23 protein-coding genes are annotated in these 25,458 nt (G+C 69.3%); 21 read left to right on the top strand and 2 right to left on the bottom strand.

The annotated features are described in order from the left end of the window. Nucleotides 1–11 precede the first annotated feature (11 nt). From AC3QL2_RS09770 to AC3QL2_RS09735, 8 genes are all read left to right on the top strand, one after another. Entirely contained in the window at nt 12–1,025 is a 1,014-nt protein-coding gene (locus AC3QL2_RS09770) for a Nit6803 family nitrilase (protein ID WP_493233337.1), read from the top strand. After that, the gene (locus tag AC3QL2_RS09765; RefSeq protein WP_493233336.1) at nt 985–2,094 is read left to right on the top strand and encodes an MSMEG_0568 family radical SAM protein; all 1,110 of its coding nucleotides are present in this window, start codon (nt 985–987) and stop codon (nt 2,092–2,094) included. The genes AC3QL2_RS09770 and AC3QL2_RS09765 overlap by 41 nt, the downstream gene beginning before the upstream one ends. Then, the gene (locus AC3QL2_RS09760; protein WP_493233335.1) at nt 2,091–2,642 is read left to right on the top strand and encodes an MSMEG_0567/Sll0786 family nitrogen starvation N-acetyltransferase; all 552 of its coding nucleotides are present in this window, start codon (nt 2,091–2,093) and stop codon (nt 2,640–2,642) included. Before AC3QL2_RS09765 ends, AC3QL2_RS09760 begins: the two co-directional genes overlap by 4 nt. After that, complete coding sequence (locus tag AC3QL2_RS09755) at nt 2,642–3,634, top strand: sll0787 family AIR synthase-like protein (RefSeq protein WP_493233334.1); 993 nt, start codon at nt 2,642–2,644, stop codon at nt 3,632–3,634. The genes AC3QL2_RS09760 and AC3QL2_RS09755 overlap by 1 nt, the downstream gene beginning before the upstream one ends. Then, complete coding sequence (locus tag AC3QL2_RS09750) at nt 3,631–4,872, top strand: MSMEG_0565 family glycosyltransferase (RefSeq protein WP_493233333.1); 1,242 nt, start codon at nt 3,631–3,633, stop codon at nt 4,870–4,872. Before AC3QL2_RS09755 ends, AC3QL2_RS09750 begins: the two co-directional genes overlap by 4 nt. Next, entirely contained in the window at nt 4,865–5,158 is a 294-nt protein-coding gene (locus AC3QL2_RS09745) for an MSMEG_0570 family nitrogen starvation response protein (protein WP_493233332.1), read from the top strand. Before AC3QL2_RS09750 ends, AC3QL2_RS09745 begins: the two co-directional genes overlap by 8 nt. Before the next feature lie 77 nt (nt 5,159–5,235). Continuing rightward, nucleotides 5,236–6,540 (top strand): MSMEG_0569 family flavin-dependent oxidoreductase, encoded by a 1,305-nt coding sequence (locus AC3QL2_RS09740; protein WP_493233331.1) that lies wholly within the window; start codon nt 5,236–5,238, stop codon nt 6,538–6,540. Between the two features lie 29 nt (nt 6,541–6,569). Beyond that, nucleotides 6,570–7,478, top strand: a complete 909-nt coding sequence (locus AC3QL2_RS09735) for a Pnap_2097 family protein (RefSeq protein WP_493233330.1) — start codon at nt 6,570–6,572, stop codon at nt 7,476–7,478. On the opposite strand, the gene AC3QL2_RS09730 is transcribed toward AC3QL2_RS09735, so the two are convergent. Both AC3QL2_RS09730 and AC3QL2_RS09725 read right to left on the bottom strand, forming a co-directional pair. Beyond that, nucleotides 7,475–10,450: a PAS domain-containing hybrid sensor histidine kinase/response regulator gene (locus AC3QL2_RS09730; protein WP_493233329.1), complete on the bottom strand. Its 2,976-nt coding sequence runs from the start codon at nt 10,448–10,450 to the stop codon at nt 7,475–7,477. The genes AC3QL2_RS09735 and AC3QL2_RS09730 overlap by 4 nt on opposite strands. Before the next feature lie 88 nt (nt 10,451–10,538). Continuing rightward, on the bottom strand, nt 10,539–12,125 hold the full coding sequence (locus tag AC3QL2_RS09725; protein WP_493233328.1) for a tetratricopeptide repeat protein: 1,587 nt from the start codon (nt 12,123–12,125) through the stop codon (nt 10,539–10,541). A gap of 244 nt (nt 12,126–12,369) precedes the next feature. Here AC3QL2_RS09725 and AC3QL2_RS09720 point away from each other — a divergent pair, with 244 nt between their 5' ends. The 13 genes from AC3QL2_RS09720 to AC3QL2_RS09660 all read left to right on the top strand — a co-directional run bounded on the left by AC3QL2_RS09720 (nt 12,370) and on the right by AC3QL2_RS09660 (nt 25,449). Next, nucleotides 12,370–13,758, top strand: coding sequence for an aromatic ring-hydroxylating oxygenase subunit alpha (locus AC3QL2_RS09720; protein WP_493233327.1), 1,389 nt, complete (start codon nt 12,370–12,372; stop codon nt 13,756–13,758). Between the two features lie 251 nt (nt 13,759–14,009). Continuing rightward, nucleotides 14,010–14,996 (top strand): thiamine pyrophosphate-dependent dehydrogenase E1 component subunit alpha, encoded by a 987-nt coding sequence (locus AC3QL2_RS09715; protein WP_079435212.1) that lies wholly within the window; start codon nt 14,010–14,012, stop codon nt 14,994–14,996. Further along, nucleotides 14,993–15,988 (top strand): alpha-ketoacid dehydrogenase subunit beta, encoded by a 996-nt coding sequence (locus AC3QL2_RS09710; protein WP_493233326.1) that lies wholly within the window; start codon nt 14,993–14,995, stop codon nt 15,986–15,988. The genes AC3QL2_RS09715 and AC3QL2_RS09710 overlap by 4 nt, the downstream gene beginning before the upstream one ends. A 30-nt stretch (nt 15,989–16,018) precedes the next feature. Next, nucleotides 16,019–16,249, top strand: a complete 231-nt coding sequence (locus tag AC3QL2_RS09705; protein ID WP_079435214.1) for a biotin/lipoyl-containing protein — start codon at nt 16,019–16,021, stop codon at nt 16,247–16,249. Further along, nucleotides 16,249–17,004, top strand: coding sequence for a 2-oxo acid dehydrogenase subunit E2 (locus tag AC3QL2_RS09700; protein ID WP_493233325.1), 756 nt, complete (start codon nt 16,249–16,251; stop codon nt 17,002–17,004). The genes AC3QL2_RS09705 and AC3QL2_RS09700 overlap by 1 nt, the downstream gene beginning before the upstream one ends. A 21-nt stretch (nt 17,005–17,025) precedes the next feature. Next, nucleotides 17,026–17,823 carry an SDR family NAD(P)-dependent oxidoreductase gene (locus AC3QL2_RS09695; protein ID WP_493233324.1) on the top strand — a complete coding sequence of 266 codons (798 nt, stop codon included), beginning with the start codon at nt 17,026–17,028 and terminating at the stop codon, nt 17,821–17,823. Nucleotides 17,824–17,992: 169 nt separating this feature from the next. Next, complete coding sequence (locus AC3QL2_RS09690) at nt 17,993–18,823, top strand: TetR/AcrR family transcriptional regulator (RefSeq protein WP_493233323.1); 831 nt, start codon at nt 17,993–17,995, stop codon at nt 18,821–18,823. A 266-nt stretch (nt 18,824–19,089) separates the two neighbouring features. Beyond that, entirely contained in the window at nt 19,090–19,521 is a 432-nt protein-coding gene (locus AC3QL2_RS09685; RefSeq protein WP_493233322.1) for a Zn-ribbon domain-containing OB-fold protein, read from the top strand. 19 nt (nt 19,522–19,540) lie between these two features. Continuing rightward, on the top strand, nt 19,541–20,692 hold the full coding sequence (locus tag AC3QL2_RS09680) for a thiolase family protein (RefSeq protein WP_493233321.1): 1,152 nt from the start codon (nt 19,541–19,543) through the stop codon (nt 20,690–20,692). Between the two features lie 44 nt (nt 20,693–20,736). Continuing rightward, nucleotides 20,737–22,134 (top strand): aromatic ring-hydroxylating oxygenase subunit alpha, encoded by a 1,398-nt coding sequence (locus AC3QL2_RS09675; protein WP_493233320.1) that lies wholly within the window; start codon nt 20,737–20,739, stop codon nt 22,132–22,134. Then, nucleotides 22,131–23,162 carry an NADP-dependent oxidoreductase gene (locus AC3QL2_RS09670; RefSeq protein ID WP_493233319.1) on the top strand — a complete coding sequence of 344 codons (1,032 nt, stop codon included), beginning with the start codon at nt 22,131–22,133 and terminating at the stop codon, nt 23,160–23,162. The genes AC3QL2_RS09675 and AC3QL2_RS09670 overlap by 4 nt, the downstream gene beginning before the upstream one ends. Then, nucleotides 23,159–24,364, top strand: a complete 1,206-nt coding sequence (locus AC3QL2_RS09665; RefSeq protein ID WP_493233318.1) for an acyl-CoA dehydrogenase family protein — start codon at nt 23,159–23,161, stop codon at nt 24,362–24,364. The genes AC3QL2_RS09670 and AC3QL2_RS09665 overlap by 4 nt, the downstream gene beginning before the upstream one ends. Then, complete coding sequence (locus tag AC3QL2_RS09660) at nt 24,361–25,449, top strand: acyl-CoA dehydrogenase family protein (protein ID WP_493233317.1); 1,089 nt, start codon at nt 24,361–24,363, stop codon at nt 25,447–25,449. The genes AC3QL2_RS09665 and AC3QL2_RS09660 overlap by 4 nt, the downstream gene beginning before the upstream one ends. The last annotated feature ends 9 nt before the right edge of the window (nt 25,450–25,458 follow it).

The raw sequence follows: 25,458 nt of genomic DNA, 5'->3' as shown, positions 1-25,458 counted from the left end.
AGGAGACGAGCATGACGACCGAACGAATCGTCCGCGTGGCCGCGGTGCAGATGAGCCCGGATCTCACGTCCGCCACCGGCACGGTGGACAAGGTCTGCCGCGCCATCCTGGAAGCGGGGGAGAAGGGCGCCCGGATGGTGGTCTTTCCGGAAACCTTCGTGCCCTACTACCCGTACTTCTCCTTCGTCCAGCCGGCGGTGGCGATGGGCGCGGAACACCTCAAGCTGTACGAGCGGGCCGTCACGGTGCCGGGGCCGGTGACCCAGGCCGTCGGCGGGGCGGCCCGGCGGGCGAAGGCGGTCGTCGTGCTCGGCGTCAATGAGCGGGACCACGGTTCCCTCTACAACACCCAGCTGGTCTTCGACGAAACCGGCAGCCTGATCCTCAAGCGCCGCAAGATCACCCCGACCTACCACGAGCGCATGGTGTGGGGGCAGGGCGACGGCAGCGGCCTCAAGGTGGTGGACACCGGCATCGGGCGCATCGGTGCGCTAGCCTGCTGGGAGCACTACAACCCGCTGGCCCGCTACACGCTGATGGCCCAGCACGAGGAGATCCACGCCAGCCAGTTCCCCGGCTCGATGGTCGGCAACATCTTCGCCGAGCAGATCGCCGTGACGATCCGCCACCACGCGCTGGAGTCCGGCTGCTTCGTCGTCAATGCCACCGGCTGGCTGAGCGACGAGCAGGTCGCTTCGATCACCCCCGACCCGGCCATGCAGCGGGCCCTGCGCGGCGGCTGTCACACCGCCATCGTGACGCCCGAGGGCAACTACCTGGGTGAACCCCTGCGCGAAGGCGAAGGCATGTTGATCGCCGACCTGGACATGGCCCTCATCACCAAGCGCAAGCGAATGATGGACTCGGTCGGCCACTACGCCCGCCCCGAGCTGTTGTCCCTGCAGGCCGACCTGGCGCCCAAGGCGCTGCTGCAAGGCCTGCGCGACGCGCTTTCCCCCTTCCCCGAAACCGCAGGAGTCGATCATGTCCATGACAGCGCTGCGCCCGCAACAGCTGATCTCTGAGCTGCAGAGCCACGGCTTCCGGCTCGACGCCGCGGCCGGTGGCCTGCACAGCCGGCGCGGCGGCGCCGGCCCGTCGGACCACGCGGCGATCCTCATCGACGGCCAGCCGGTGATGGTGCCGCTCCACACCGGCCGGGCGCTGCACTCGCCCTTTGTGGCGTCCCGCCCGGACGCCGCCGGCGAGGCTACCCTCAGCCGCGACGGGCAGCACGTGGCGCGCATCGCCTTCGCCCGCCAGCCGCGCTTCTACCGCCTGCAGACGCTGGACGGTGTGCCCTACAGCCACATCGCCACGCTGCACAGCACCGACGTGCTGGCCACCACCGTGCTGCAGACCTGCACGCGCTACCAGAGCCGCGCCAAGGCCTGCCAGTTCTGCAGCATCGGGCAGTCCCTGGCGGCCGGCCGCACCATCGCCCACAAAACGCCCGAGCAGCTGGCCGAGGTGGCCCGCGCGGCGGTGCTGCTCGACGGCGTGCGCCATATGGTGTTGACCACCGGCACGCCGCCGACCCCCGACCGCGGCGCCCGCGTGATGTGCGACAGCGCCGCGGCGATCCGCGCCGCGGTGGATCTGCCGCTGCAGGCCCAGTTCGAGCCGCCCGACGACTTCGCGTGGTTCCGCCGCGTCCGCGAGGCCGGCGTGGACAGCCTCGGCATGCACCTCGAAGTGCTCACCCCGGCCCTGCGCCAGCGCCTGATGCCCGGCAAGGCGGCGATCCCGCCGGAGCGCTACGACGAGGCCTTCGCCGCGGCGGTCGAGGTCTTCGGCCGCGGCCAGGTGTCCACCTACATCCTGGCCGGCCTCGGCGACAGCCGCGAGACCATCCTGGCGGCCTGCGCGCGGCTGATCGACATCGGCGTCTACCCCTTCGTGGTGCCCTTCGTGCCGATCTCCGGCACGCCGCTGGAAGACCATCCGGCGCCCGACGCCGCCTTCATGGACGCCGTGCTGGCCCCGCTGGCCGGGCTGCTGCAGGCCGGTGGCCTCAGCGGCACCGCGATGAAGGCCGGCTGCGGCAAATGCGGCGCCTGCTCGGCCCAGTCCCGCTACGAGGCCCGGCCATGAACGCCCCGCTGCCTGCCATCACGGTGCGGCTGCCTCTGCCGCGCCACTACCGCGTCGAACATGCCGATGCGGCCGCCGGTGTCGAAGCGCTGGCCCTGCGCCGGGCGGTGTTCTGCGCCGAGCAGGGCCTGTTCGACGGCAGCGACGAGGACGCCATCGACACCGACGCGCTGCTGCTGGTGGCCCGTCCGTGCGTGGAGGGCGGCGGGCCGGCGCCGGTGGTCGGCACGGTGCGCATCCATCGCCTCGCGCCGGACGTCTGGCAGGGCTCCCGGCTGGCCGTCGCCGCCGAGTACCGGCGCGTCGGCGCCCTTGGCGGCGCGCTGATCCAGCTCGCCGTGCGCAGCGCCGCCACGCTGGGCTGCACGCGCTTCGTGGCCCAGGTGCAGGCCGCCAACGTGCCGCTGTTCCGCCGCCTGCACTGGCGCAGCACCGGCGAGATCGCGTTGCACGGCCGTCCCCACCACCTGATGGAAGCCGACCTGGCCCACTACCCGCCGTTCGCGGCCGGCGCGGCCATGCGGGTCGATGTGAAGCGGGGGGCGTGATGGAACTCCAGGCCCTCATCGACACCTTGCGCGGCCACGCGGGCATCGCCCACAAGCGCGATATCGACGGCGTGCTGGCGGCACTGGCCAGCCGCCATCTGCCGGAGGCCGGCGCCTGGCTCGGCGACGACTGCGCCGCACTGCCCCGCGGCGACGGCCACCTGCTGTTCGCCATCGAAGGCTTCATCAACGCGTTCGTTGCCCACGACCCGTGGTTCGCCGGCTGGTGCGGCGTGATGGTCAACCTCAGCGACATCGCCGCGATGGGCGGCCGTCCGCTGGCGGTGGTGGACGCTCTGTGGAGCGACGGCCATGAACAGGCGCAGGCGCTGATGCGCGGCCTGTCCGACGCGGCGGCGGCCTTCGGCGTGCCGCTGGTCGGCGGCCACAGCAACACCCGCTGCGACCGCGCCCAGCTGGCGGTGGCGGTGCTCGGCGAGGCGACGCGGCTGCTCACCAGCTTCGCCGCCCGCCCCGGCGACGTGCTGGTGATGGCGGCCGACCTGCGCGGCGCCTACCGGGAGCCTTTCGACAACTGGGACGCGGCCACCGCCGCCGATCCCGCCCGCCTGCGCGGCGACCTGGCGCTGCTGCCGGAGATCGCCGAGGCCGGCCTCGCCCACGCCGCCAAGGACATCAGCCAGGCCGGCCTGCCCGGCACCGTGCTGATGCTGATGGAGTGCTCCGGCGTCGGTGCCCGCATCGACCTGGCCGCCGTGCCGCGGCCGGCCGGCGTGGCGCTGGCGCGCTGGCTGCGCTCCTTCCCGAGCTTCGGCTACGTGCTGGCCTGCCGGCCGGCACAGGCGGACGCCTTGTGCGCCCGCTTCCACGCCCGCGGCATCGCCGCCGCTGGCATCGGCACAGTGACTGACGGCAGCCGCTTGATGCTGGGTCAGGGCGGCGCCGAAGGCTTGTTCCGCGATCTGGCCATCGAGCCGCTGATGGGCGTCGGGCCGCAGCGCGGCGCCGTGGCACAAGGAGAGCGGGCATGAACCGCGACAGCCACCCGCTGCGCATCGCGCTGCTGACCCATTCCACCAACCCGCGCGGCGGTGTCGTGCATTGCCTGGAGCTGGCCGACGCGCTGGTGGCCCTCGGCCACCGGGTCACGCTGCACGCGCCGGCGGCGCCCGGCACGCGCCTGTTCCGCAGCACCGCCGCGCTGCTGTGCCTGATCCCCGAGACAGTGGCCGGCGGTGGCCTGCGCGAACGCGTCGAACGGCGCATCGCGACCTTCGCCGAATGGTTTTCCCAGCCCGGTCACGCCGATTTCGACGTTTTCCACGCCCACGACGGCATCGGCGCCAACGCGCTGTACGAGCTGCAGGCGCGCGGCGTGCTGCAGGGCTACGTGCGCACCGTCCATCATCTGGAGGACAGCTACGGCGACGCACGCCTGGACTTTCTCGAGCGCCGCTCCATCGCCGGCGCAGCGCGCCTGCTATGCGTCAGCCCGAGTTGGGCGGCGCGGCTGGCGGAGCGCTGCGGGCGTGCCGCAGAGGTGGTCGGCAACGGCGTCAACCTGCGCCGTTTCGGCCCCGCCGCCGTGGCCCGCGACCGCCAGCTGCGGCAGCGCCTGGGCCTCGGCGCCGGGCCGCTGTTCCTGGCCGTCGGCGGCATCGAGGCGCGCAAGAACACCGTCGCCACGCTGCGCGCCTTCGCTCGCTTGCGGGCCACCCTCGGCAAGGCGCAACTGGTGGTGGCCGGCGGCGCCAGCCTGCTCGACCACGGTGCCTGTCGGCGCGACTTCGACGCCGTGCTGGCGCGGGAAGGGCTCGCCGCGGCGGCGCTGCCGGACGACGGCCAGCCGCTGCCGCCGGAGGCGCCGGTGATCCTCGCCGGCGTGCTGGCCGATGCCGACATGGCGCCGCTGTACCGGCTCGCCGATGCGCTGATCTTCCCGTCCCGCGTCGAGGGCTTCGGCCTGGCCATCGTCGAGGCGATGGCCTGCGGCACGCCGGTGGTGGTGTCGCAGATCGCCCCCTTCACCGATTTCCTCGCCGACGGGGACTGCCTGTGGGCCGATCCCGACGACCCGGATTCCATTGCCAACGCCATGTGCCGGGCGCTGATGCCCGGCACCCGCGAGCGCATCGTTGCCCGCGGCTTCCAGGTGGCCGCCCGCCACGACTGGCCGACCTGCGCCCGCGCCCACCTGCCGGCTTACCGGGCCGTGGCGGACCTGCCGCTTGCCGTTTCCCAACCTGCCCAGGAGTTCAACCATGCCTGAAATGTATTTCCATGTCCGCTGGCCCGACGGCCGCGAGGAGCGCTGCTACTCGCCGTCGCTGGTGATCGGCGATTTCCTGCAGCCCGGCCACAGCTACCCGGTGGCCGACTTCGTGCAGCGCTGCGAGCAGGCCCTCGGCGAGGCCAGTACGCGGGTCCAGCAGAAGTACGGCTACTTCTGCTCCAGCGCCATGGACCAGCTCGGCCGCATCCACGAGGTGGCCCAAAGTTTCGAAGGCACCGACGGCACGGTGCAGGTCGAGTCCTTCCAGCCCGGCGCGCGTTGAGCCGCCGCGCGTTCCCGTTTTTCGCATCCATCACCGCATTTCAGCCCCGCATTCCAGCCAATTTCCAAGGAGCCGTCATGAACACCCTGTTTCCCCAATCCACCCAGCTGCTGTCGCGCCGCGACTATCCCGTCGTGATCGTCGGCGGCGGCCAGGCCGGCCTATCCACCAGCCACTTCCTGCAGCAGCACGGCATCGCCCACATCGTCTTCGAGAAGAACCGGGTCGCCCATTCCTGGCGCAACGACCGCTGGGACACCTTCTGCCTGGTCACGCCGAACTGGCAGTGCCGCCTGCCGGACTTTCCTTACCAGGGCGACGATCCCCGGGGCTTCATGCTGAAGGACCAGATCGTCGACTACGTGGAGGCCTTCGCCCGCAAGATCGCGCCGCCCATCGTCGAGGGCGTGGCGGTCAACCACGTGCTGCGCGGCAAGTCTGGCCGGCTGGAGGTGAGCACCAGCGCCGGCCAATTCACCACCGACCACATCGTGGTGGCCACCGGCGGCTACGACATTCCCATCGTGCCGGCCTACGCAGCTAGCCTGCCGGCCCACATCCACCAGGTGCACTCGGTGGACTACCGCAACCCGGAATCCCTGCCGCCGGGCGAGGTGCTGGTGGTGGGCTCCGGCCAGTCCGGCGTGCAGATCATGGAGGACCTGCACCTGGCCGGCCGCAAGGTGCACCTCTGCGTCGGCCCGGCGCCGCGTTCGCCGCGCGTCTATCGCGGCCGCGAGGCGACCGAGTGGCTGATGGACATGGGCTACTACGAGCTGACAGTCGATCGCCATCCCCTCGGCGAGAAGGCCCGCGAGAAGACCAACCACTACATGACCGGGCGCGACGGCGGCCACGAGATCGACCTGCGCCGCTTTGCGCGGGACGGGGTCAGGCTCTACGGCAGCCTGGCCAACATCCAGGGCGCCACGCTGGAGTTCCTGCCCGACCTGACGGCCAACCTGGATGACGCCGACGAGGTGTACGTCAGCATCCGCAACGATATCGACAAGTACATTGCCGCCACGGGCATCGAGGCGCCGGAAGAGCCGGCCTTCAGCAAGGTGTGGGCGCCGGAGGCCGACCCGTTGAGCGTGGACTGCGCGGCGGCCGGCATCACCACCATCGTGTGGGCCATCGGTTTCCGCCCGGACTACCGCTGGATCGAGCTGCCGGCCTTTGACGGGCGCGGCCATCCGAAGTACCAGCGTGGGGTTTCGCCGGTACCGGGCCTGTACTTCCTGGGGCTGCCGTGGCTGCACACCTGGGGTTCCGGGCGCTTCCTGGGCATCGCCGACGATGCCCGGCATCTGGCCGGCGTGATCGCCGAACGCGTTGCGCAAGGGGCCCAGGGCGTGCCGCCCGAAGCGGCGGTGGCCTGAGCCGCGGGCGCCGCGAAAGGAGGCTTCCCATGCTCGATCTCGTCCTGTCCGAAGCGTCCCGCCCGAGCGTCCCGGCCCTGCACGGCCGGCAGCGGGTTGGCATGCCGCAGCTGGCCTTGAACGGCCTGTCGGAGAGCTGGCTGCTCGCCGACTGCGGCGACCGTCACTGGCAGTTGCTGGCAGCCGCCGCAGGCGTGCCGGTGTCCCGCCTGCGCGACGCCGGCGGGCGGCGGGTCTATCCGGCCTTCCGCGCAGTGCGCCTGCGCCACGGCCGCCTCGGCAGCGTGGTGGAGGATGACGAGCTGCAGGTCGCCAGCCAGCTCGGGCGCGTCAGCCGCACGCAGTTCTACAGCAAGCACGTGGTGTCGGCTGGCACCGGCCTGTGCGCGGTGGTGGAGATGCAGTCGGTGTTCGTCGCGCGGGAGACGGCAGGGCTCAATACCTCGGCCGTGCGCAGCCCGGTGGCGGGGCTGGAGCACGTGCCGGCGCTCGACGAGGGGCTGCGCTTCGCCGAGCTCAACCGGCGCGTGGCCCAGGCGCCCCAGGAGCGGGAGCCGGGCCGTTCGGCGCGCGGCGGGCACAGCTACGCGCCGTTGTCGGTGCGGCCCTGTCCGTCGCTGCATTTCAATGGGGCGGGCTTCCTGTATTTCGCGCGTTTCCACGAGCTGGTCGATCAGGCCGAGTGGGGCTGGTTCGGCCCCCGGGCGGCGGCCTGCCTGACGACCGAGCGGCATCTGCTATACCACGGCAACGCCGACGTGGGCAGCGCGCTGTCGGTGCAGCCATGCGCCGTGGAACAGGGCGCGGCCGGCCTGCACCACCACTGCCAGCTGCTGGCCCAGGCCGACAAGCGCCCGCTCGCCGATGTGTTTACGCGGCGCAGCCCGCATCGGGAGCAGGGCGATTTTCTCGAAACCCTCTTCGAACCGCGCCGCTAGGGGGCTGCGTCAGCTTCGGCTGGCTTCTCCAGCCACTTGAGGAGGATCGCGTACAGGGCATCCGGCTCGAAGGGCTTGGCGATGAAGTCGTTCATGCCGGCGGCCAGGCAGTGCTCCCGGTCTTCGGCGAAGGCATTGGCGGTCATCGCCAGGATCGGCACCTCGGCGCGGTGGCCGGGCAGGCGGCGGATTTCCCGCGTGGCCTGCAGGCCGTCCATCACCGGCATCTGGATGTCCATCAGGATCAGCGCGTAGTCCCGTTCGCCGGCCAGGCGCAGGGCTTCGGCGCCGTCCTCGGCGAGGTCGCAGCGGAGGCCGGCGTCATTGAGCAGCAGCAGGGCGACTTCCTGGTTCACCGGGTTGTCCTCGACGAGCAGGACGCGCGCGCCGGCATGGTCCCGGCCCAGTGTGTTTTCCAGGCGGCGGTCGGACGGAGCCGCCGCGACGGGTTGCGTGTCGCCGGGTTTGCCGAAGCGTCCGCTCATCCAGAAGGTGCTGCCGGCGCCGGTTTCGCTGGACACGCCGACGTCGCCGCCCATCAGCTGGGCGATGTGGCGGGTGATCGCCAGGCCCAGGCCGGTGCCGCCATATTTGCGGGTGGTGGAGTTGTCGGCCTGCTCGAAGGCCTCGAAGAGGTTGGCCTGCTGTTCCGCCGACATGCCGATGCCGGTGTCGCTGACCTCGAAGCGCAGCAGGTAGCCGCCGGCGTCCTCCGCCACGAGATGCCCGCGCAGGCTGATCGTGCCGTGCTCGGTGAATTTCAGCGCATTGCCGATGTAATTGACCAGCGCCTGGGACAGGCGCGTCGGGTCGCCATGCAGCACCTCCGGCAGGCCCGTGAAGTCGGTGTGGAGCTGCAGGCCCTTGGCCGCCACCGCGTCGCCGGTGACGGCCAGCGTGGCGTCGAGCATGTCGCGCAGCCGGAAGTCCCGCTCGTCGAGGGCCAGCTTGCCGGCCTCGATCTTCGACAGGTCGAGGATGTCGTTGATGATCTGCAGCAGGTGCCTGCCGGAGGCGGCGATCTTGTCGAGCTGTTCGGCCTGGCGCTTGTTGACGTGGCTGCGCCGGACCAGGTGGGCCATGCCGATGATGCCGCTCAGCGGGGTCCGGATCTCGTGGCTCATGTTGGCCAGGAAGGCCGTCTTGGCGACGTTGGCGCCCTCCGCGGCGGTCTTGGCCTCGGCCAGTTCCAGCGTGCGGAGGGTGACCAGCTCTTCCAGGTGGTGGCGGTAGCGGTCTAGCTCTTCCAGGTTGCGCTGCCTCTCGGTGACGTCTTCCTGCACCGCCACGTAATGGCTGATGCGGCCGTCGGCCTGGCGGATCGGCGTGATGATGGACAGGGCGGTGTAGCTGCTGCCGTCCTTGCGCCGGTTGAACAGCTCGCCCTTCCAGGTTTCGCCATGCTGGAGCGCGCACCACAGAGACTGGAAGGTCGCCGGCGGCGTGCGGCCGGACTGCAGGAAGCGCGGGTCGTGCTGCAGCACTTCGTCGCGGCTGTAGCCGGTGTTGCGCAGGAAGGCTTCGTTGGCGTACTCGATGCGGGCGTCGAGGCCGGTGATGAAGATGTTGCCGGGGCTCTGCTCGACGGCCTGGGCCAGCTTGCGCAGCTGCTCCTCGACCTTCTTGCTCTCCGTGATGTCCAGCGAGATGCGGCACACGAAGCGGGCCTCGCCCGATGCGTCGAGGATCGGGAACATGTGCGACATGAAGGTGTGCGGCTGGCCGTCCACCCGCATGTTCTCCTCGATCGCAAGGGGCTGCAGGGTGTCCAGCACGCGGGCGTCGTTGGCGCGAAAGGTCTCGGCGGTGTCCGCCGGGTAGAGGTCGAAATCGGTCTTGCCGACGATCTGGTCCTCGCTGCGCCCGTGGATGGCCTGGAAATTGGGGTTGGCCAGCGCGTAGCGGCCGTCCGGCGTCTTGAGGGTGAGGGCCGACGGGTTGTGGCGGACGATCGCGCCGAACTTGAAATCCCGCTCCATCAGCGCCGCTTCGGCCTGGTAGCGTTCGGTGATGTCGCGGGACAGGATGAGGACGCGCGCGTCGGGGCCGCTGTTGCTGCCCTTGCGGGCGACCGACAGCTCGAACCATTTGCAGTTGCTGCCACGCCCCAGACGGATCACCTGACCGTAGGAATGGCCCTTGGTGATGGCTTCGCGGATCGCCGCCAGCACGCCTGCGGCGGCGTCGGCGGGCAGCACGTCGGTGACCTTGTGCCCGAGCAGGCGATTTTCCTGGTCGGCCAGCTGGACCGGGTTCTGGGCCCAGATGCCCCGGTAGACACCCCCGCCGTCCATGTCGAAGAGCAGGTCGGGAATGGCCTGCAGCGTGGCGGTCAGCTCGGCGTTCAGCTGGCGGATCGTGTCGGCGGTGTGCTGGCGCTCGGTGATGTCGCGGGAGATGCCGAAAACGCCGATCACGCGGCCGTCGGGGCCGCGGAGAGGCCCCTTGGTGACATGCAGGACCCGTGTGCCCAGCGGGGTGGCGACGCTTTCCTCGTAGGTCCTGGTGTCGCCGGTGGCGATGATGTGGCGGTCGATGGCGATCAGGCGTTCGGCCTGTTCGGGTGGAAAGAAGGCATGATCGCCCTGGCCGTGCACGCTGGCGGCGGGATGCCCGAAGATCCGGCTGACGGTCCGGTTGATCAGTATGTAGCGGCCTTCCAGGTCCTTCGCGAAGATCGCGTCCTCGGAGCTTTCGGCAATCGCCTCCAGCAGCAGCAGCGTCTGCTGGCGCTCGCTACGTGCGAGCGATGTGCGCTGCCAGGCGTGCCGCATCAACGTGTACAGCAGCACGGCGGTGACGGCGACGAAGACCCAGCCCTTCGCGATGCTGACGAAGGTCATCTGCGTGGGGTCGGTGATCAGGGCTTCCACGGCCTTGTCGGACAGCAGGATCCACGCGGAGGCGAACAGGACGTAGATCGCGACGACTCGCAAGATGGGCGGGCGTTCTTCGGCTGGGGGTCCGGTCATGGAAATCTCGACGGCAAACGGTGTCTGGAGGCGCGGAGGTCGGTATTCCGACCCCGGCCATCATCGACAGGTCGGCTGCAAACTTCAATCAAGTTTTCCACGCTGAGCGAAGTTGTTCCAGCGCGGCGGCCAGCGCTGCCACCGGCGCCTGCCAGTCGCCGTGCCGTGGCTGGCGGAAAAGCCGGGTGGCGGGATACCAGGGGCTGTCGGCGCGCCCGTGCAGCCAGCGCCAGTCCGTCTTGCGGGCGGGCAGCAGTACCCAGCACGGGCGGCCGAGGGCGCCGGCCAGGTGGGCGACGGAGGTGTCCACGCTGATCAGCAGATCGAGGCTGGCGAGCAGGGCCGCGGTGTCGGCGAAGTCGCCCAGATGGGGCGCCAGGTCGACCAGCGGCAGCGCCTGTGGCGCGGGCGGCAGCGGCTGGCGGCTCTTCAGCAGGCTGAAGAAGCGCACGCCCGGCACCGTCCATAAGGGGGCGAGGCTGTCCAGGGTCGGCAGGGAGCGCGCTTCGTCGTTGCTGTGATGGGGATTGCCACGCCACACGAGGCCGACCCGCAGGGCGCCGTCGTCGCCGGCGGCGTCCAGAAGCGGGGCCAGCCGGCGGACCCGCTGCGGATCGGGACGCAGGTAGGGCGGCCCGGCGGGAATGGAGTCCAGCCGGGTGCCGGCATGCAGCGGCAGGCTCAGCAGCACGGTCCAGTAATCGTGCTGGTCGAGCAGCGCCAGCCCTTCGTCCTGGTCGACCACCTGGTCGGCGCCGGCGAGGGTCTGCATCAGGGGCGTGAGCTCCGGGCGGCAGGCCAGCGTGACCCGGCTGGCGCCGAGCGACTTCAGCCACGGGACGTAGCGGCTGAACTGGATCTCGTCGCCGTAGCCCTGCTCGGGGAGGACGATGATCGCCCGCCCTTGCAGCGGTTCGCCCTGCCATTGCGGCGTGATGGCGGAGGAGGGGACTTCGCCCTTGTGGCGGGCTCGGTCGAGCCGGCTTTCATGGTGTGGCCAGCCTTCGTCGAAGCGCCCCTGGATCAGCAGCAACTGGGCCAGATTGACGCGGCACTGGGGAAAGTCCGGCCGCAGCGCGAGGGCGTGGCGGAAGGCCGCCTCGGCGGCGCCGGCATCGCCCTGGTCGGCGAGCAGCACGCCGAGGTTGCAGTGGGCGGTGGCGAAGTCCGGGTCCCGCGCCAGTGCGGCGTGGTAGAGCGCGTGGGCTTCGTCGGGCCGGCCGTGGTGGGCGAGCAGGTCGCCGAGGTTGGTGAGGATGGGCGCCGAATCCGGCGCGAGGGCCACCGCGCGGCGCTGGTGCTTCTCCGCCTCGGCCAGCGCGCCGCGTTCCTCCAGCAGCAGGCCCAGGTTGGTGTGAAGGTTGGCGTCGTCCGGCAGCAGCACGAGGGCCCGGCGCCAGGCGGCTTCGGCCTCGTCGATGGCGCCGAGGCGCTGCAGCGCAATGCCGAGGCCGTTCCAGGCCTGGGCGTAGTCCGGTACGAGTTCGCCGAGGCGCTGCCAGTAGTGGGCGGCGTCGGCGTCCTGGTCGAGCTGGTTGGCGCTTTCGGCGGCAATCTCCAGCAGCGCCGGGTCGTCGCTGCCGAGGCTCAGGCCCATGCGGGCGATGCGTAGCGCGTCGCGGGGGTTGTCGGCCAGCAGGGCGAGTTCTGCCTGGGCGGCGAAGGGGTTGTCCATGGGCCGGGCCCGGTGTGGGAACAGTGAAGGGGACGCACAGCATAGGAAGTGGATGCCGCGCTGCCAAGCGGGCCTTCATCGGAACAAAACAAACAAATATGTTCGTTTGTTGATCATGGTCAAGGTGGGATTTTGGCTGGCCGGCAGAATCCTTTCATCGCCACTGCCGGCCCCGGCCGGGCGGCGATCCAGCCAATAAACCCGCCGGTGGCCCGCTGCCGCCAGGCTCAGGAGGAGACTGACAATGAACGCACCCGCACTGCCGTATACCTATCTGCCGCCCGACAATCTCGGCGATCCGGCCACTTTCCAGCGTCTGCTCGCCGAGGAGACGGTGCCGGTGCCCGAGTTCCTGCGCCCGGCCCCGGCGCCCGACTTCGGCGACGCGGACCTGGCCGTCGAACGCTATTTCTCGCCGGACTTCCACCGTCGCGAGATGGACAAGATGTGGCCGCGCGTGTGGCAATTCGTGGCCCGCGACGAGGCGATCCCCAATCCGGGCGACCACGTGGTGCACGACATCGGCGAGCGCTCGCTGATCGTCATGCGTGGCAAGGACGGCCAGGTGCGCGCCTTCGCCAATTCCTGCCTGCACCGGGGCATCGCGCTGCGCACCGAGGGCGGCCACGTGAAGAGCCTGCGCTGCCCCTTCCATGGCTTCACCTGGGACCTGGTCGGGCGCATGAAGAGCCTGCCGTGTGCCTGGGACTTCAAGCATCTCGGGGAGGAGCGCCAGGACCTGCCGCAGGTGCGTGTGGAGAGCTGGGCCGGCTTCATCTTCATCAACTTCGACCAGGATGCCGCGCCGCTCGCCGACTGGCTGGGTGTGGTGCCGGCGCACTGTGCCGACTACGACCTGGAGCACGCCACCACGCTGCTGCACGTGCGCAAGCGCATCCCGTGCAACTGGAAGCTGGCCCAGGAAGCCTTCTTCGAGTCCTTCCACGTGCGCGCCACCCATCCGCACATCATGACCTTCACCGACGACGTGGACAGCCAGTACGACGTGTTCGGCCCCCACATCGCGCGTTGCATCACGCCGATGTCCATCGCCAGCCCCAACCTGGCAGGCGTCAGCCAGGCCGAGGTGATGCGCGACTGCATCGCCGCGTCGGGCCGCATGGCGGACGCCAACGGCGACGCCCACCGTCTGCCGGACGGCATGACGGCGCGCCAGTACGTCGGCGAGATGAACCGCAGCGCCTATGCGGAAGCCACCGGCCGCGACCTGTCCCACGCCACGCTGGCCGAGTTGCAGGACGCAATCCTGTATTCGGTGTTCCCGCATTTCCAGATCTGGGCCGGCTACTTCGGCAACATCGTCTACCGGGCCATGCCGGACGGCAACAACCCGGAGAGCTGCATCTACGACGTGATGGTCCTCGGCCGCCACAAGGCTGGCGAGGCCAGGCCGGCGGCGCCGGCGGTGCATTGGCTGAAGGACGACGAGCCCTTCAGCGCGGCGCCGGAACTGGGTGCGCTGGGCCCGGTGCTCGACCAGGACATGCGCAACCTGCCGCACATGACCCGCGGCCTGAAGTCCTCGCTGACCGGCGTGGTGACGCTGGCCAGCTACCAGGAGCTGCGCATCCGCGCGCACCACCGGACGCTGGACAGCTATCTGGAGGACTGAACGGCCTGGCCCGCGGCGTGGCGCTGGCGGGTTGGGCCAAGGCCGCTGCCGGCCGCGCGCCGGCAGCGGGAATCCGCCTGTTCTGGGCATCCGTAGCGGCGCCCGAAAACCTGTTCCCTTTCCCCTTGTGCCACCCGATCACTGCCGATATACTGCAAAAAAACAAACGGGATTGTTGGTTTCTTTTCCGTTTGCCGGATGAGCCGCCGGATCCACGGCCCCCCGTTACCAACCCAATCGAGAGGTAGGGCATGAGTGAAACGCAGCAACCCAGCAAGGCGGTCCTGCTGGACATCTACCGCATCGCGACGCTGATCAAGCGTGCGGACGACCGCTTCATCGAGCTGATCAAGGCCGGCCAGATCGCTTCGCCGTACTACTCGCCGCGGGGCCAGGAGCTGATCCCGGCGGCGATCTCGGTGAACCTCAAGGCCAGCGACTACGTGGTGACCACCTACCGCGGCATCCACGACCAGCTCGCCAAGGGCATTCCGCTGAAGCCCTTCGTTGCCGAACTGCTCGGCCGCGCCACCGGCACCTGCAAGGGCAAGGGCGGGCCGATGCACGTGACTCACGTCGCGTCCGGCCTGCCGGTCACCACCGGCATCGTCGGTGCCGGCCTGCCGATTGCCAACGGCCTGGCCTGGGCGTCGCAACTGAAGGGCACCGACCAGGTCACGGTGGTGAACTTCGGCGACGGCGCGTCCAACATCGGCGCCTTCCACGAGGCGCTCAACCTGGCTGCGGTGTGGAAGCTGCCAGTGCTCTTCGTGTGCCAGAACAACGGCTACGCCGAGCACACCAAGTACGAATATGGCACCGGCGCGGCGACCATCGCCGACCGCGCCATCGGCTACGGCATCCCCGGCGTCGAGGTGGACGGCAACGACGCCGTCGCCATGTGGCAGGCCGCCAGCGCCGCGGTGGCCCGCGCCCGCGCCGGCGAAGGCCCGACGCTGCTGGAGGCCAACACCTTCCGCTTCCGCGGCCACCTGATGGGCGACGACAGCCACTACATCGCCAAGGACGAGATGGCCGCAGCCATCGCCGCCGATCCGCTGCCGCGCTTCCGCGCCTGGCTGATCGCCCAGGGCCACGCCAGCGACGGCCAGCTGTCCGACATCGAGGCCACCAACGCCGCCGCCTTCGAAGAGGCCGTCGAATACGCCCTCGCCAGCCCTTATCCCGATGTGTCCGAACTCGCCAAGGATGTCGTTGCCGAGGGAGCCCAAGCATGAGCACCGCAGCCCAGAAAAAGATGAACACCGCCCAGGCCATCAACCTGGCCCTCCATGACGCCATGGCCCTCGACGAATCGGTGGTGGTCCTCGGCGAGGACATCGCCGACCGGGAAGGCGGCGGGGTGTTCAAGTGCACCGCCGGCCTGTCCACCAAGTTCGGCACCGGCCGCGTCAAATCCACGCCGATCGCCGAGCAGGCCATCGTCGGCGCGGCGGTCGGCGGCGCGCTGGCCGGCTTGCGCCCGGTGGCCGAGATCATGCTGATGAACTTCACCACGGTGGCAATGGATCAGATCGTCAACCACGCCGCCAAGCTGCGCTTCATGACGGGCGGCCAGACCCACGTGCCGCTGGTGATCCGCACCACCACCGGGGCCGGCTTCGGCACCGGCGGCCAGCATGCCGACTACCTGGAAGCCTGGTTCGCCCACACCGCCGGCCTGAAGGTCGTCGCCCCGGCCACCCCGGCGGACGCCTACGGCCTGATGCTGTCGTGCATTTTCGACGACGACCCGTGCATCTTCATCGAGAACCTGCCGCTGTACTTCGTCCCCGGCGAAGCGCCGGAGCCCGGCGTGCGGGTGCCGATCGGCAAGGCCCGGATCGTGCAGGAAGGCAGCGACATCACGCTGATCAGCTACAGCAAGACCCTCCACGACGTGATCGGCGTGGCCAAGGAACTGGCCAAGGAAGGTATCGCCGCCGAGGTCATCGACCTGCGCACCATCTCCCCGCTGGACATGGACACCATCCTCGCCTCGGCCCGCAAGACCGGCCGCGTGGTGGTGGCCCACGAAGCCCAAGTGGACTTCGGCGTCGGCGCCGAGATCTCCGCGCGCCTGCACAAGGAGCTCTTCGGCCAGCTCAAGGCCCCCGTGGCGCGGGTTGGCGCGGCGCGCTCGCCGGTGCCTTTCTCCAAGCCCCTCGAAGCCGCCTTCGTGCCGACCCGGGAACGCATCCTGGCGGCCATCCGCGAAACCCTGAACTAAGCCCCCAACGACCCCGACAAGGACAACATCATGGCAACCGAAATCATCCTCCCCAAGCTCGGTTTTTCCGTCAATGAAGCCATCCTGACCGAATGGATGGTGCCGAACGGCGGCGCCGTCGAGAAAGGCCAGCTGCTGTACACGATGGAGAGCGAGAAGTCCGTGCAGGAAGTCGAGGCCCCGGCCGACGGCACCCTGAAGATCATCAAGGAAGCCGGCGAAACCTACGAGGTCGGCACCGTCATCGGCGAGCTGGTGTGATGAGCGCCATGGATATGCCGGCCTGGCCGGCCAGCCTGCCGCCGATGCCGGTGATGGACTTCGGCCTGTTCGGCGAGATCGAAACCGTGCCGCTGCCGCGCCACCAGAAGCTGGTGGCGTCCTTCCTGGCCCGCAACTGGGCGCAGATCCCCCACGTGTTCCACCAGGACGAGGCCGAAGTGCCCGGGCTGGATGCGGCGCGCAAGGCGATCAGCGCCGAGTCCGGCGTGAAGGTCACCCAGGTGGCCTTCCTGGTCAAGGCGGTGGTCAAGGCGCTGCAGGCCTTCCCGCGCTTCAACGCGTCGCTGACGCCCAACGGCGACGGCCTGGTGATGAAGCGCTACTTCCACATCGGCATCGCGGTGGAAACGCCCAACGGCCTCGTTGTGCCGGTGATCCGCGATTGCGACAGGAAGAGCATCCCGGAGATCGCCGCCGAGCTGGCCGACAAGGCTGAGCGGGCTCGCGGCAAGGGCCTGCCGATCACCGAGATGTCCGGCGGCTGCTTCACCATCAGCTCCCTCGGCAACCTCGGCGGCACCGGCTTCACGCCGATCATCAACGCGCCGGAAGTCGCCATCCTCGGTGTCACCCGCACGGCCGAGCGGCTCAAGTTGGTGGAGGGGCAAGTGGTCGGCGTGCCGGTGCTGCCCTTGTCCCTGAGTTACGACCACCGGGTGATCAACGGTGCCGACGCGGCCCGCTTCACCCGCAGCATCGCCGACGCGCTGGCCGATCCGGCGGCGCTGGCCTGAAATCACGATAAGGACAACAACATGACGACCCACATTGAGGCAGGCTCCCTCCTGCAACGCTTTTCCCTGGAAGGCCGGGTCGCCCTGGTGACCGGGGCCGGTTCCGGCCTGGGCGAACGCATGGCCCACGTGCTGGCGGCGGCCGGCGCGAAGGTGGCCTGCGTGGCGCGCCGCGTCGAGCGCGTCGAGGCGGTGGCTGCGGCGATCCGCGACGCCGGCGGCCAGGCCATGGCCTGCCGTATGGACGTCGGCGACCAGGCCACCATTGGCGCCGCGCTGGACGCCATCGAGCAGCGCTTCGGCAACCCGGCGCACATCCTGGTCAACAACGCCGGCGCCACCGACCCGACGGTGTTCCACCAGATGAGCGAGGCCCAGTGGAACTCGGTGCTCGACGTGAACCTGTCGGGCCCGTTCTTCGTGACCCAGGCCGTGGCGCAGCGCCTGATCGCCGCGGAGCAGGGCGGCTCGATCATCAACATCGCCTCCATCCTCGGCCACCTGGCCTATCCCAACTTCATCAACTACGGTACGACCAAGGGCGCGCTGATCCACATGACGCGCTACATGGCGCTGGACCTGCTGCCCCACGGCATCCGCGTCAACGCGATCGCGCCGGGCTACTTCCCGAGCGAGATGACCAACCCGTTCTACGAGTCGGACGCCGGCAAGAAGGAGATCGCCCTGCTGCCCGCCAAGCGCCTCGGGCGCCTGGAGGAACTCGACGGCCCGCTGCTGCTGCTGGCCAGCGAGGCCTCGTCGTACATGAACGGCAGCGTGCTGACCGTCGACTATGGACACTCGGTTCGCTTGTCGTAGAATCCTCGCTGGTAAACCTGCTGAAATAAGTACATAACACGCATTCTCCCCGGCGTCGGCCGGGGGCGCAGCAGAGAGCAAAAGGGCGCCTCACCTTGCCTTGGCACGCCCTGGCGCTTCACGACTACGCCGGACCGGCGGCAACTGCCCGGATCTGGGGGATACCTACATGACTGAAGAAAACAAACCGGAATCTTTGCTGAGCCCCGAGGCTCCGCCGGTACGCAAGATCGTCCGCCCCAAGCGCGACGCCGCCCGCTCCAAGGCCAGCGGTGGTACCTGGCAGGCCGAGAAGAGCCAGGCTACCCGCAACCAGATCCTCGAAGCCACGCTGCAGTGCCTCGTCGAGCTCGGCTACACCCAGACCACCACCGAGAAGATCGCCCAGAAGGCCGGCGTGTCCCGCGGGGCGATGACCCACCACTTCAAGTCCCGCGCCGACGTCTTCGAGGCCGCCGCCGAATACATCACCGACCTGCGCGCCGCCGAATACGAGGACGCCTGCCGGCGCATCCGCCTGCCGGAGGGCGACCTCGCCACCTACGAGAGCATGCTCGACACCCTCGAGATGCTGCAGAAGTACTACTACGCGCGGCCGTCCTTCATTGCCTTGCAGGAACTCCAGCGCGGCGCTCGTACCGACAAGGAACTCGCCACGGTCATGCAGCCCCTCGAGAAGGCCCTCGACGACAGGAAGAACGCCAGCATGCTGAAGCGCTTCCCGTTCTGGGCCGACTACCCGCAGACCGGCGAAGTGCTGCGCGACTTGTTCTTCCATTCCCTGAAGGGCGTCGCCGTCAACCCGACCCCCTACATGCAGGGCGACCGCCTGCACCGCCTGCACAAGCTGCTCGCATCGGTGGCGATGATGGAGTTCGAGAAGGCCTACGAGGCCGTGCATGGCACCAAGATCCCGCCGCAGCCTGGGGCTGCTGAGCCCGAGCCTGCCGCCGCGCCGGCACCCAAGGCCCGGCGGACGAAGAAGGTTGCCGCCGGCTGAGGCAGGCTGCTTCCGCTACCAGAACCAAAGGGGCCACGTGGCCCCTTTGTGCTGTCTGGAGCAGGACAGATTCATCCGGCGTGACGGTGGGGGAGGGGAGACTGCTGGGGCGGCCTCAGGCGCCCCAGCAGGCGGAACGCCGTCTGTGGACGGATGCATTCGCCCGCACGGTCAAAGAAATCCATTTCCCTGTTGTCCCCACCAATTTCTTTCCTGTACTATAACAAACAGGATTGATTGTTTTATACCAATACGAGGCCGGTCCTATGAAGCTGGATACCCCCAAGAAACTTGCCTGTCCCGAGCTGCTCGACCTGGCCGGCGGGCGCCCGGTCTTGCTGGGCAGCCGCTGCCGCGCCTGTGGCGAGGTGTACTTCCCGGCTAGCCATGGCTGCACGCGCTGCTGCACCACCGACATGGAGCCCTACCGCGTGGGCAGCGAAGGAAAGCTGTGGTCGTGGACCATCCAGGGCTTCCAGCCCAAGGCGCCCTACAACGGCGGCGAGTCCGAGGCGGACTTCCGGCCTTATGGCGTCGGCTACGTGGAGATGCCGTCCGGCGTGAAGGTGGAAAGCCGCCTGAGCGTCGCCGACCCGGCACTGCTCGCCATCGGCATGCCGATGGTCCTGACCCTGCAGGCCTACCGCCAGGTGCCCGGTGAGGAGCCGGTCTACACCTACGCCTTCGCCCCCGCCTGATTTTCCGGAGATTCCCCGCATGGACAACGAAGTTGCAATCATCGGCGTCGGCCTGCATCCCTTTGGACGCACCGACACGCTGTCCGGCCAGCAGCAGGGCGCCTACGCGGTGCGCGAGGCCCTGAAGGATGCCGGTATCGAATGGAAGGACGTCGGTGTCGCCTACGGCGGCAGCCAGGACGGCGGCAACGCCGACGCGCTGTCGAACCACCTGGGCCTGACCGGCATCCCCTTCGTGAATGTGGCCAACGGCTGCGCCACCGGCGGCTCGGCGCTGGCCAGCGTGATCGCGGCAATCCAGTCCGGCGTGGCCGAGATCGGCGTCGCAGTGGGCTTCGACAAGCACCCGCGCGGCGCCTTCAACCCCAAACCGAAGGACTGGGGGCTGGAGGACTGGTACGGCGAAACCGGCCTGATGCTGACCACCCAGTTCTTCGCGCTGAAGACCCAGCGCTACATGCACGAGCACGGCATCGGCGAGGACGCACTGGTACGCATCGCCCAGCGGGCCTTCCGCAATGGCGCGCTGACGCCTCACGCGTGGCGCCGCCGCGAGTTGTCGTACGCAGAGATCGCCGAATCGATGGCGGTGAACCTGCCGCTGCGCAAGTTCATGTTCTGCAACCCGGCGGAGGGCGGCGCGGCGTTGGTGCTGTGCAGCGCGAAGCATGCCCGCAAGTACAGCGCCAACCCGGTGATCGTGAAGGCCGCCGTGATGCGCACCCGCCACCACGGCTCCTTCGAGGTCTTCAACCCGGGCCTGGCCGCGCAGCAGTCGCCGGCGCCGACGGTGATGGCCTCCCGCGCCGCTTTCGAGCTGGCCGGCGTCGGTCCGCAGGACATCGACGTGATCCAGCTGCAGGACACCGACAGCGGCTCCGAGCTGATCCACATCGCCGAGAACGGCTTCTGCGAACACGGGGAGCAGGCCCATCTGTTGAAGAACGGCGACACCGACATCCACGGCCGGCTGCCCATCAACACCGACGGCGGCTGCCTCGCCAACGGCGAGCCGGTGGGCGCCTCGGGCCTGCGCCAGGTCATCGAAATCTGCACGCAGCTGCGCGGCCAGGCCGGCGCGCGGCAGGTGCCGGGCACCCCCCGGCTCGGCTACACCCACGTCTATGGCGCCCCCGGCGTCAGCGCCGTGACCATCCTGCAGGCCGGCTGAAGCCGGCCGCCCCACACAAAAGAGAAACGGACGGAGACACAGACATGAACAAGCCCAGCGAAAAATTCGAGATCCTGCCTCAGGAAGAGGGCGGCGACCCGGGGGTTTTCCAGCAGCTCCTCAAGCAGGAGACGGTGCCGGTGCCCGACTACCTGGCCCCCCACAACCCGGGCTTCGGCGATGCCGACCTGTCCGTCGATCGCTACGCCTCGGCGGCCTTCCACCGCCTCGAAGCGGAAAAGATGTGGCCGAAGACCTGGCAGTTCGTCGGCCGCGAGGAACAGATCCCGAAGGCCGGCGACCACCTGGTGTACGACATCGTCGACAGCTCCATCATCGTGATGCGCGGCGACGATGGCGTGATCCGCGCCTTCCACAACTCCTGCCTGCACCGCGGCCGCGCGCTGCGCATGAACGGCGGCACCGTCGGCCAGCTCAAGTGTCCCTACCACGGCTTCACGTGGGACCTGAAAGGCAAGCTGGCCAGCATGCCCTGCACCTGGGACTTCAAGCACCTCGAAGGGCGCAACAACGACCTGCCGCCGGTGCGTGTGGACAGCTGGCTCGGCTTCGTCTTCATCAACATGGACGAGAATGCCCAGCCGCTGGCCGGCTACCTGGACGCGCTGCCCGAGCACTTCCGCGACTACGCCTTCGAGCGTTCGGTGATCGTCGCCCACGTGCAGCGCCGCGTCGAGGCCAACTGGAAGGTCGCCCAGGAGGCCTTCATGGAGTCCATGCATGCCCGCGTGACGCACCCGCAGCTGCTCACCTTCACCGCCGACTGCGACAGCCAGTACGACATGTACGGCGACAACATCAGCCGCAGCGTCACCCCGATGGCGGTGCCCAGCACCCACACCCGCGGCGTCGTCGAGCCGCTGGTGCTGCACGACATCCTCGAGGAGTCCGGCCGCATGGCCGATTCCGACGGCAGCGCCCACACGCTGCCCGAAGGCCAGACCGCCCGCCAGTACATCGGCGAACTGAACCGGCGCATCTTCGGCGAGGCCTCCGGGCGCGACTTGAGCCAGGTCACGCTGGCCGAACTGCAGGACGCCATCCTGTACTCGATCTTCCCCAACACCCAGATCTGGTCCGGCTACTGCGGCAATATCGTGTATCGCGTGATCCCCGACGGCAACAACCACGAGAGCTGCATCTTCGACGTGATGGTGCTGTGGCGCCACAAGGAAGGCGAAGTGCCGCCGCCGCCGGCCAAGCTCAACCGCCTGCCGGACGACCAGCCCTTCTCGGCGGCGCCGGAGCTGGGCGCCCTCGGCCCGGTGTTCGATCAGGACATGCGCAACCTAGGGGCGATGACCAAGGGTCTGCGCGCCTCCAAGAAGGGCGCCGTGAGCCTGGCCAGCTACCAGGAAAGCCGCATCCGCCACCACCACGAGACGCTCGACAAGTACCTCGGGTTGGGAGCGGGCAAGTGAACGCGCCCCTCGACACCCTCAACGTGCAGTGGCGGCTGGCCAGCCGCCCGACTGGCGAGGTCGGCCGCGAGCACTTCGACGTGACCCGCGCGCCGATTCCCGAGCCCGGCCCCGGCGAGGTGCGGGTGCGCAACCTGTACCTGCTGATCCCGCCGTCCATGCGCCTGTGGATGAACGCGAAGGAAACCTACTTCCCGCCGCAGCCGCTGGGCGAGGTGATGACCGGCATCACCCTCGGCATCGTCGAGTCGTCCCGCGATCCGTCGCTGGCCCCCGGCGACTACGTGAATGGCCTCGGCGGCTGCCAGGTGTGGTCGGTGGCACCGGCCGGCCAGCTGCAGCAGGTCCGTCCGCGGCCCGGCGTGCCGCTGGCGGCCTACCGCTCGGTGCTCGACGTGCAGGGCCTCACCGCCTACTGCGGCCTGAACGAGATCGGCCGTCCGAAGGCCGGTGAAACCCTGGTGGTGACTGCCGCTGCCGGCAGCGTCGGCTCCCTGGTGTGCCAGATCGGCCGGAAGCTCGGCCTGAAGGTGGTCGGCATCGCCGGCGGTAGCGAGAAGTGCGGCTGGCTGCGCGACGAGTGCGGCATCGAGCACGTCATCGACTACAAGTCCGAGGATGTCGCTGCGCGCCTCGACGCGCTGTGCCCGGAGGGCATCGACGTCGTCTACGAGAACGTCGGCGGCCCGGTGATGGACATGCTCATCGAGCGTCTGCGCTTCAAGGGCCGCGTCGTGCTGTGCGGGCTGGTGTCCAGCTACAACGGCGGCGTCACCCAGAACACCGCGTCGCTGATGACGCTGGTGAACAAGGCGGCGCGCATGGAGGGTTTTCTGGTCAGCGAGTACCTGCACCGCTACGACGAGGTGGTCGGCATCCTGCAGGAATGGGTCGCCACCGGCGCGCTGAAGTACCAGATCGAAGTGCTGGACGGCCTGGACTCGATGGTCGAGGCCATCGGCCGGGTGTTCCACGGCAAGAACCGTGGCGTCCAGCTGGTCAAGATTTCCGACGAGGAGGCACGATGAGCCCGGCTCCGCTTTCCGAACTGAGGGCGCGGGCCGACAGCCTGCGCCAGGCGGTGCGTGATTTCCACGCCACCGTGATGCCCGCCGACCTGCGCGACAAGTCGCACCGCCACCAGGTGCTGTCCAAGGACGACTACGTGCGCTGGATGCGCCTGCTCGACCAGCAGGGCTGGTCGGTGGCCCACTGGCCGGCGGAATACGGCGGCAAGGGCTGGTCGCCCCTTGAGCGCTTCGCCTTCGAGGACGAATTGGCGCGCCTCGGCTGCCCATGGGTGATCCCCTTCGGCGTGAAGTACGTCGGCCCGGTGATCTACGCCTTCGGCAGCGAGGCCCAGAAGCAGCGCTTCCTGCCCGGCATCAAGACCACCGAGGAGTTCTGGGCCCAGGGCTACTCCGAACCGGGCGCCGGCTCCGACCTGGCCGGCCTGCGCACCACCGCCATCCGCGACGGCGATCACTACGTGGTCAACGGCCAGAAGGTGTGGACCACCTACGCGCAATGGGCCGACTGGCTGTTCTGCCTGGTCCGCACCGACAAGGACGACAAGCCGCAGAGCGGCATCTCCTTCCTGCTCATCGACATGAAGAGCCCCGGCGTGAAGGTCGTGCCGATCCGCACCATGGACGGCTACGCCCACGTCAATGAGGTGTGGCTGGAAGACGTCAAGGTGCCGGCCGAAAACCTGATCGGCGAGGAAGGCAAGGGCTGGACCTACGCCAAGTTCCTGCTCAAAAACGAGCGCACCGCCGGCGCCATCGTCGGCTGGGCCTGGCATGTGCTGGACCGCCTCAAGCGCCACGCCCGAGAGACCGTCGTGAATGGCCTGCCGCTGATTGAGCAGCCGCTGCTGCGCAACCGCCTCGGTGAGTTCGAGCTGCGCTTCCTGGCCCTCGAGCTGGCTGCCTACCAGGCCGTCGAGGCCATGTGCGACGGCAGCGAGAACGGCAGCGAAGCCTCGCTGATCAAGATCCGTGGCACCGAGCTGTACCAGGAAGTCATGGAAACCCTGGTGGAAGCCCTCGGCGCCGCCGGGGTGGCCTTCGACGTGGAAGCCCTGCACAGCGCCGGCCTGCCGCCGCTGGGGCCGGACGACGCCGGCGGCATCCTCAAGGACCATTTCTATAACCGCGCTGCGACCATCTTCGGCGGCTCGTCGGAGATCCAGCGCAACATCGTTGCCAAGGTGGTGCTGGGGCTATGAGTACCGATCTCGAAACCATTGGGATGCTGCGCGACAGCGCTGCCCGTTACGCCGACGACAACTACGGCTTCCACCAGCGCTGGAGCATGCTGGAGCGCCCCGAGGGCTACAGCCCGCAGGCGTGGAGCGACTTCGCCGAGTTCGGCTTCCTGGCCCTGCGCCTGCCCGAGGACGATGGCGGGCTGGACGGCGACGCGGTGGCGGTCGGGGCGATCATGGAGATCGTCGGCGCCCGCCTGCTGATGGAGCCGGTGCTGGCCAGCGCGGTGGTCGCCACCGGCCTGCTGCTCAAGCTCGGCACCGCCAGCCAGAAGGCAGCGCTGCTGCCGCGCCTGGCAGACGGTTCGCTGATCCTGGCTTTTGCCGACGAGGACGAAGCCGGCAACGCCTGCGTCTTCGATGGCAGCCGCCTGATCGGCGGCAAGCTGGGCGTGCTGCATGGCGACGTGGCCGGCGAGCTGCTGGTGGCGGCCCGCGACACGGCCGGCGCGTCGGTGGTGCTGCGCGTTGGCGCCGACGCGGCCGGCGTGAGCCGGCGCGGCTACCGGCTGGTGGATGGGCGCGGCGCGGCGAGCTTCAGCTTCGACGGCGCGCCGGCGGAACTGTTGCAGCCGGACTCCGGCCTCTCCGCCGCCACGGCGCTGGCCGAGACCCGTGACGAGGCGGCGGTGGCCCTGTGCGCCGAGAGCCTCGGCATCGTGCGCAAGCTGGTGGACATCACCACCGACTACCTGAAGGTGCGCAAGCAGTTCGGCCGCGCCATCGGCAGCAACCAGGCCCTGCAGCACCGCATGGTGGATTGCCTGCTGCTGCGGGAGGAGATCCGCGCGCTGACCGCCGCCGCCCAGCAGGCCCTGGCCGGCCCGGCGGCGGAGCGCACGCGCATCGTCAGCGGCGCGCGCGCCTATGTCGTCCATGCCGCCCGCAAGGTGTGCAACGAGGCGGTGCAGATGCACGGCGGCCTGGGCGTCACCGACGAGCTGGACGTCAGCCACTATTTCCGCCGCCTGATGGTCAACGCGGCGCTGTTCGGCAACCGGGACGCGCATTTCGCGCGCTTCACCGATGCCGCGCTGGCCCGCTGAGGAGGACAG

The sequence above is a fragment of the Zoogloea sp. GW822-FHT05C07 genome (genome assembly GCF_058800215.1).
The sequence above is the reverse complement of the archived record's forward strand: the minus strand, read 5'-3'. Positions and strand labels throughout refer to the sequence as shown.

What these genes read in the sequence shown, in the direction of transcription:
- AC3QL2_RS09690 (WP_493233323.1), top strand. Translation starts at nt 17,993, where the DNA reads ATGACTGAAGAAAACAAACCGGAATCTTTGCTGAGCCCCGAGGCTCCG.
- AC3QL2_RS09745 (WP_493233332.1), top strand. Translation starts at nt 4,865, where the DNA reads ATGCCTGAAATGTATTTCCATGTCCGCTGGCCCGACGGCCGCGAGGAG.
- AC3QL2_RS09665 (WP_493233318.1), top strand. Translation starts at nt 23,159, where the DNA reads ATGAGCCCGGCTCCGCTTTCCGAACTGAGGGCGCGGGCCGACAGCCTG.
- AC3QL2_RS09700 (WP_493233325.1), top strand. Translation starts at nt 16,249, where the DNA reads ATGAGCGCCATGGATATGCCGGCCTGGCCGGCCAGCCTGCCGCCGATG.
- AC3QL2_RS09765 (WP_493233336.1), top strand. Translation starts at nt 985, where the DNA reads ATGTCCATGACAGCGCTGCGCCCGCAACAGCTGATCTCTGAGCTGCAG.
- AC3QL2_RS09755 (WP_493233334.1), top strand. Translation starts at nt 2,642, where the DNA reads ATGGAACTCCAGGCCCTCATCGACACCTTGCGCGGCCACGCGGGCATC.
- AC3QL2_RS09710 (WP_493233326.1), top strand. Translation starts at nt 14,993, where the DNA reads ATGAGCACCGCAGCCCAGAAAAAGATGAACACCGCCCAGGCCATCAAC.
- AC3QL2_RS09725 (WP_493233328.1), bottom strand. Translation starts at nt 12,125, where the DNA reads ATGGACAACCCCTTCGCCGCCCAGGCAGAACTCGCCCTGCTGGCCGAC.
- AC3QL2_RS09770 (WP_493233337.1), top strand. Translation starts at nt 12, where the DNA reads ATGACGACCGAACGAATCGTCCGCGTGGCCGCGGTGCAGATGAGCCCG.
- AC3QL2_RS09685 (WP_493233322.1), top strand. Translation starts at nt 19,090, where the DNA reads ATGAAGCTGGATACCCCCAAGAAACTTGCCTGTCCCGAGCTGCTCGAC.
- AC3QL2_RS09720 (WP_493233327.1), top strand. Translation starts at nt 12,370, where the DNA reads ATGAACGCACCCGCACTGCCGTATACCTATCTGCCGCCCGACAATCTC.
- AC3QL2_RS09715 (WP_079435212.1), top strand. Translation starts at nt 14,010, where the DNA reads ATGAGTGAAACGCAGCAACCCAGCAAGGCGGTCCTGCTGGACATCTAC.
- AC3QL2_RS09660 (WP_493233317.1), top strand. Translation starts at nt 24,361, where the DNA reads ATGAGTACCGATCTCGAAACCATTGGGATGCTGCGCGACAGCGCTGCC.
- AC3QL2_RS09740 (WP_493233331.1), top strand. Translation starts at nt 5,236, where the DNA reads ATGAACACCCTGTTTCCCCAATCCACCCAGCTGCTGTCGCGCCGCGAC.
- AC3QL2_RS09750 (WP_493233333.1), top strand. Translation starts at nt 3,631, where the DNA reads ATGAACCGCGACAGCCACCCGCTGCGCATCGCGCTGCTGACCCATTCC.
- AC3QL2_RS09705 (WP_079435214.1), top strand. Translation starts at nt 16,019, where the DNA reads ATGGCAACCGAAATCATCCTCCCCAAGCTCGGTTTTTCCGTCAATGAA.
- AC3QL2_RS09760 (WP_493233335.1), top strand. Translation starts at nt 2,091, where the DNA reads ATGAACGCCCCGCTGCCTGCCATCACGGTGCGGCTGCCTCTGCCGCGC.
- AC3QL2_RS09695 (WP_493233324.1), top strand. Translation starts at nt 17,026, where the DNA reads ATGACGACCCACATTGAGGCAGGCTCCCTCCTGCAACGCTTTTCCCTG.
- AC3QL2_RS09680 (WP_493233321.1), top strand. Translation starts at nt 19,541, where the DNA reads ATGGACAACGAAGTTGCAATCATCGGCGTCGGCCTGCATCCCTTTGGA.
- AC3QL2_RS09730 (WP_493233329.1), bottom strand. Translation starts at nt 10,450, where the DNA reads ATGACCGGACCCCCAGCCGAAGAACGCCCGCCCATCTTGCGAGTCGTC.
- AC3QL2_RS09675 (WP_493233320.1), top strand. Translation starts at nt 20,737, where the DNA reads ATGAACAAGCCCAGCGAAAAATTCGAGATCCTGCCTCAGGAAGAGGGC.
- AC3QL2_RS09735 (WP_493233330.1), top strand. Translation starts at nt 6,570, where the DNA reads ATGCTCGATCTCGTCCTGTCCGAAGCGTCCCGCCCGAGCGTCCCGGCC.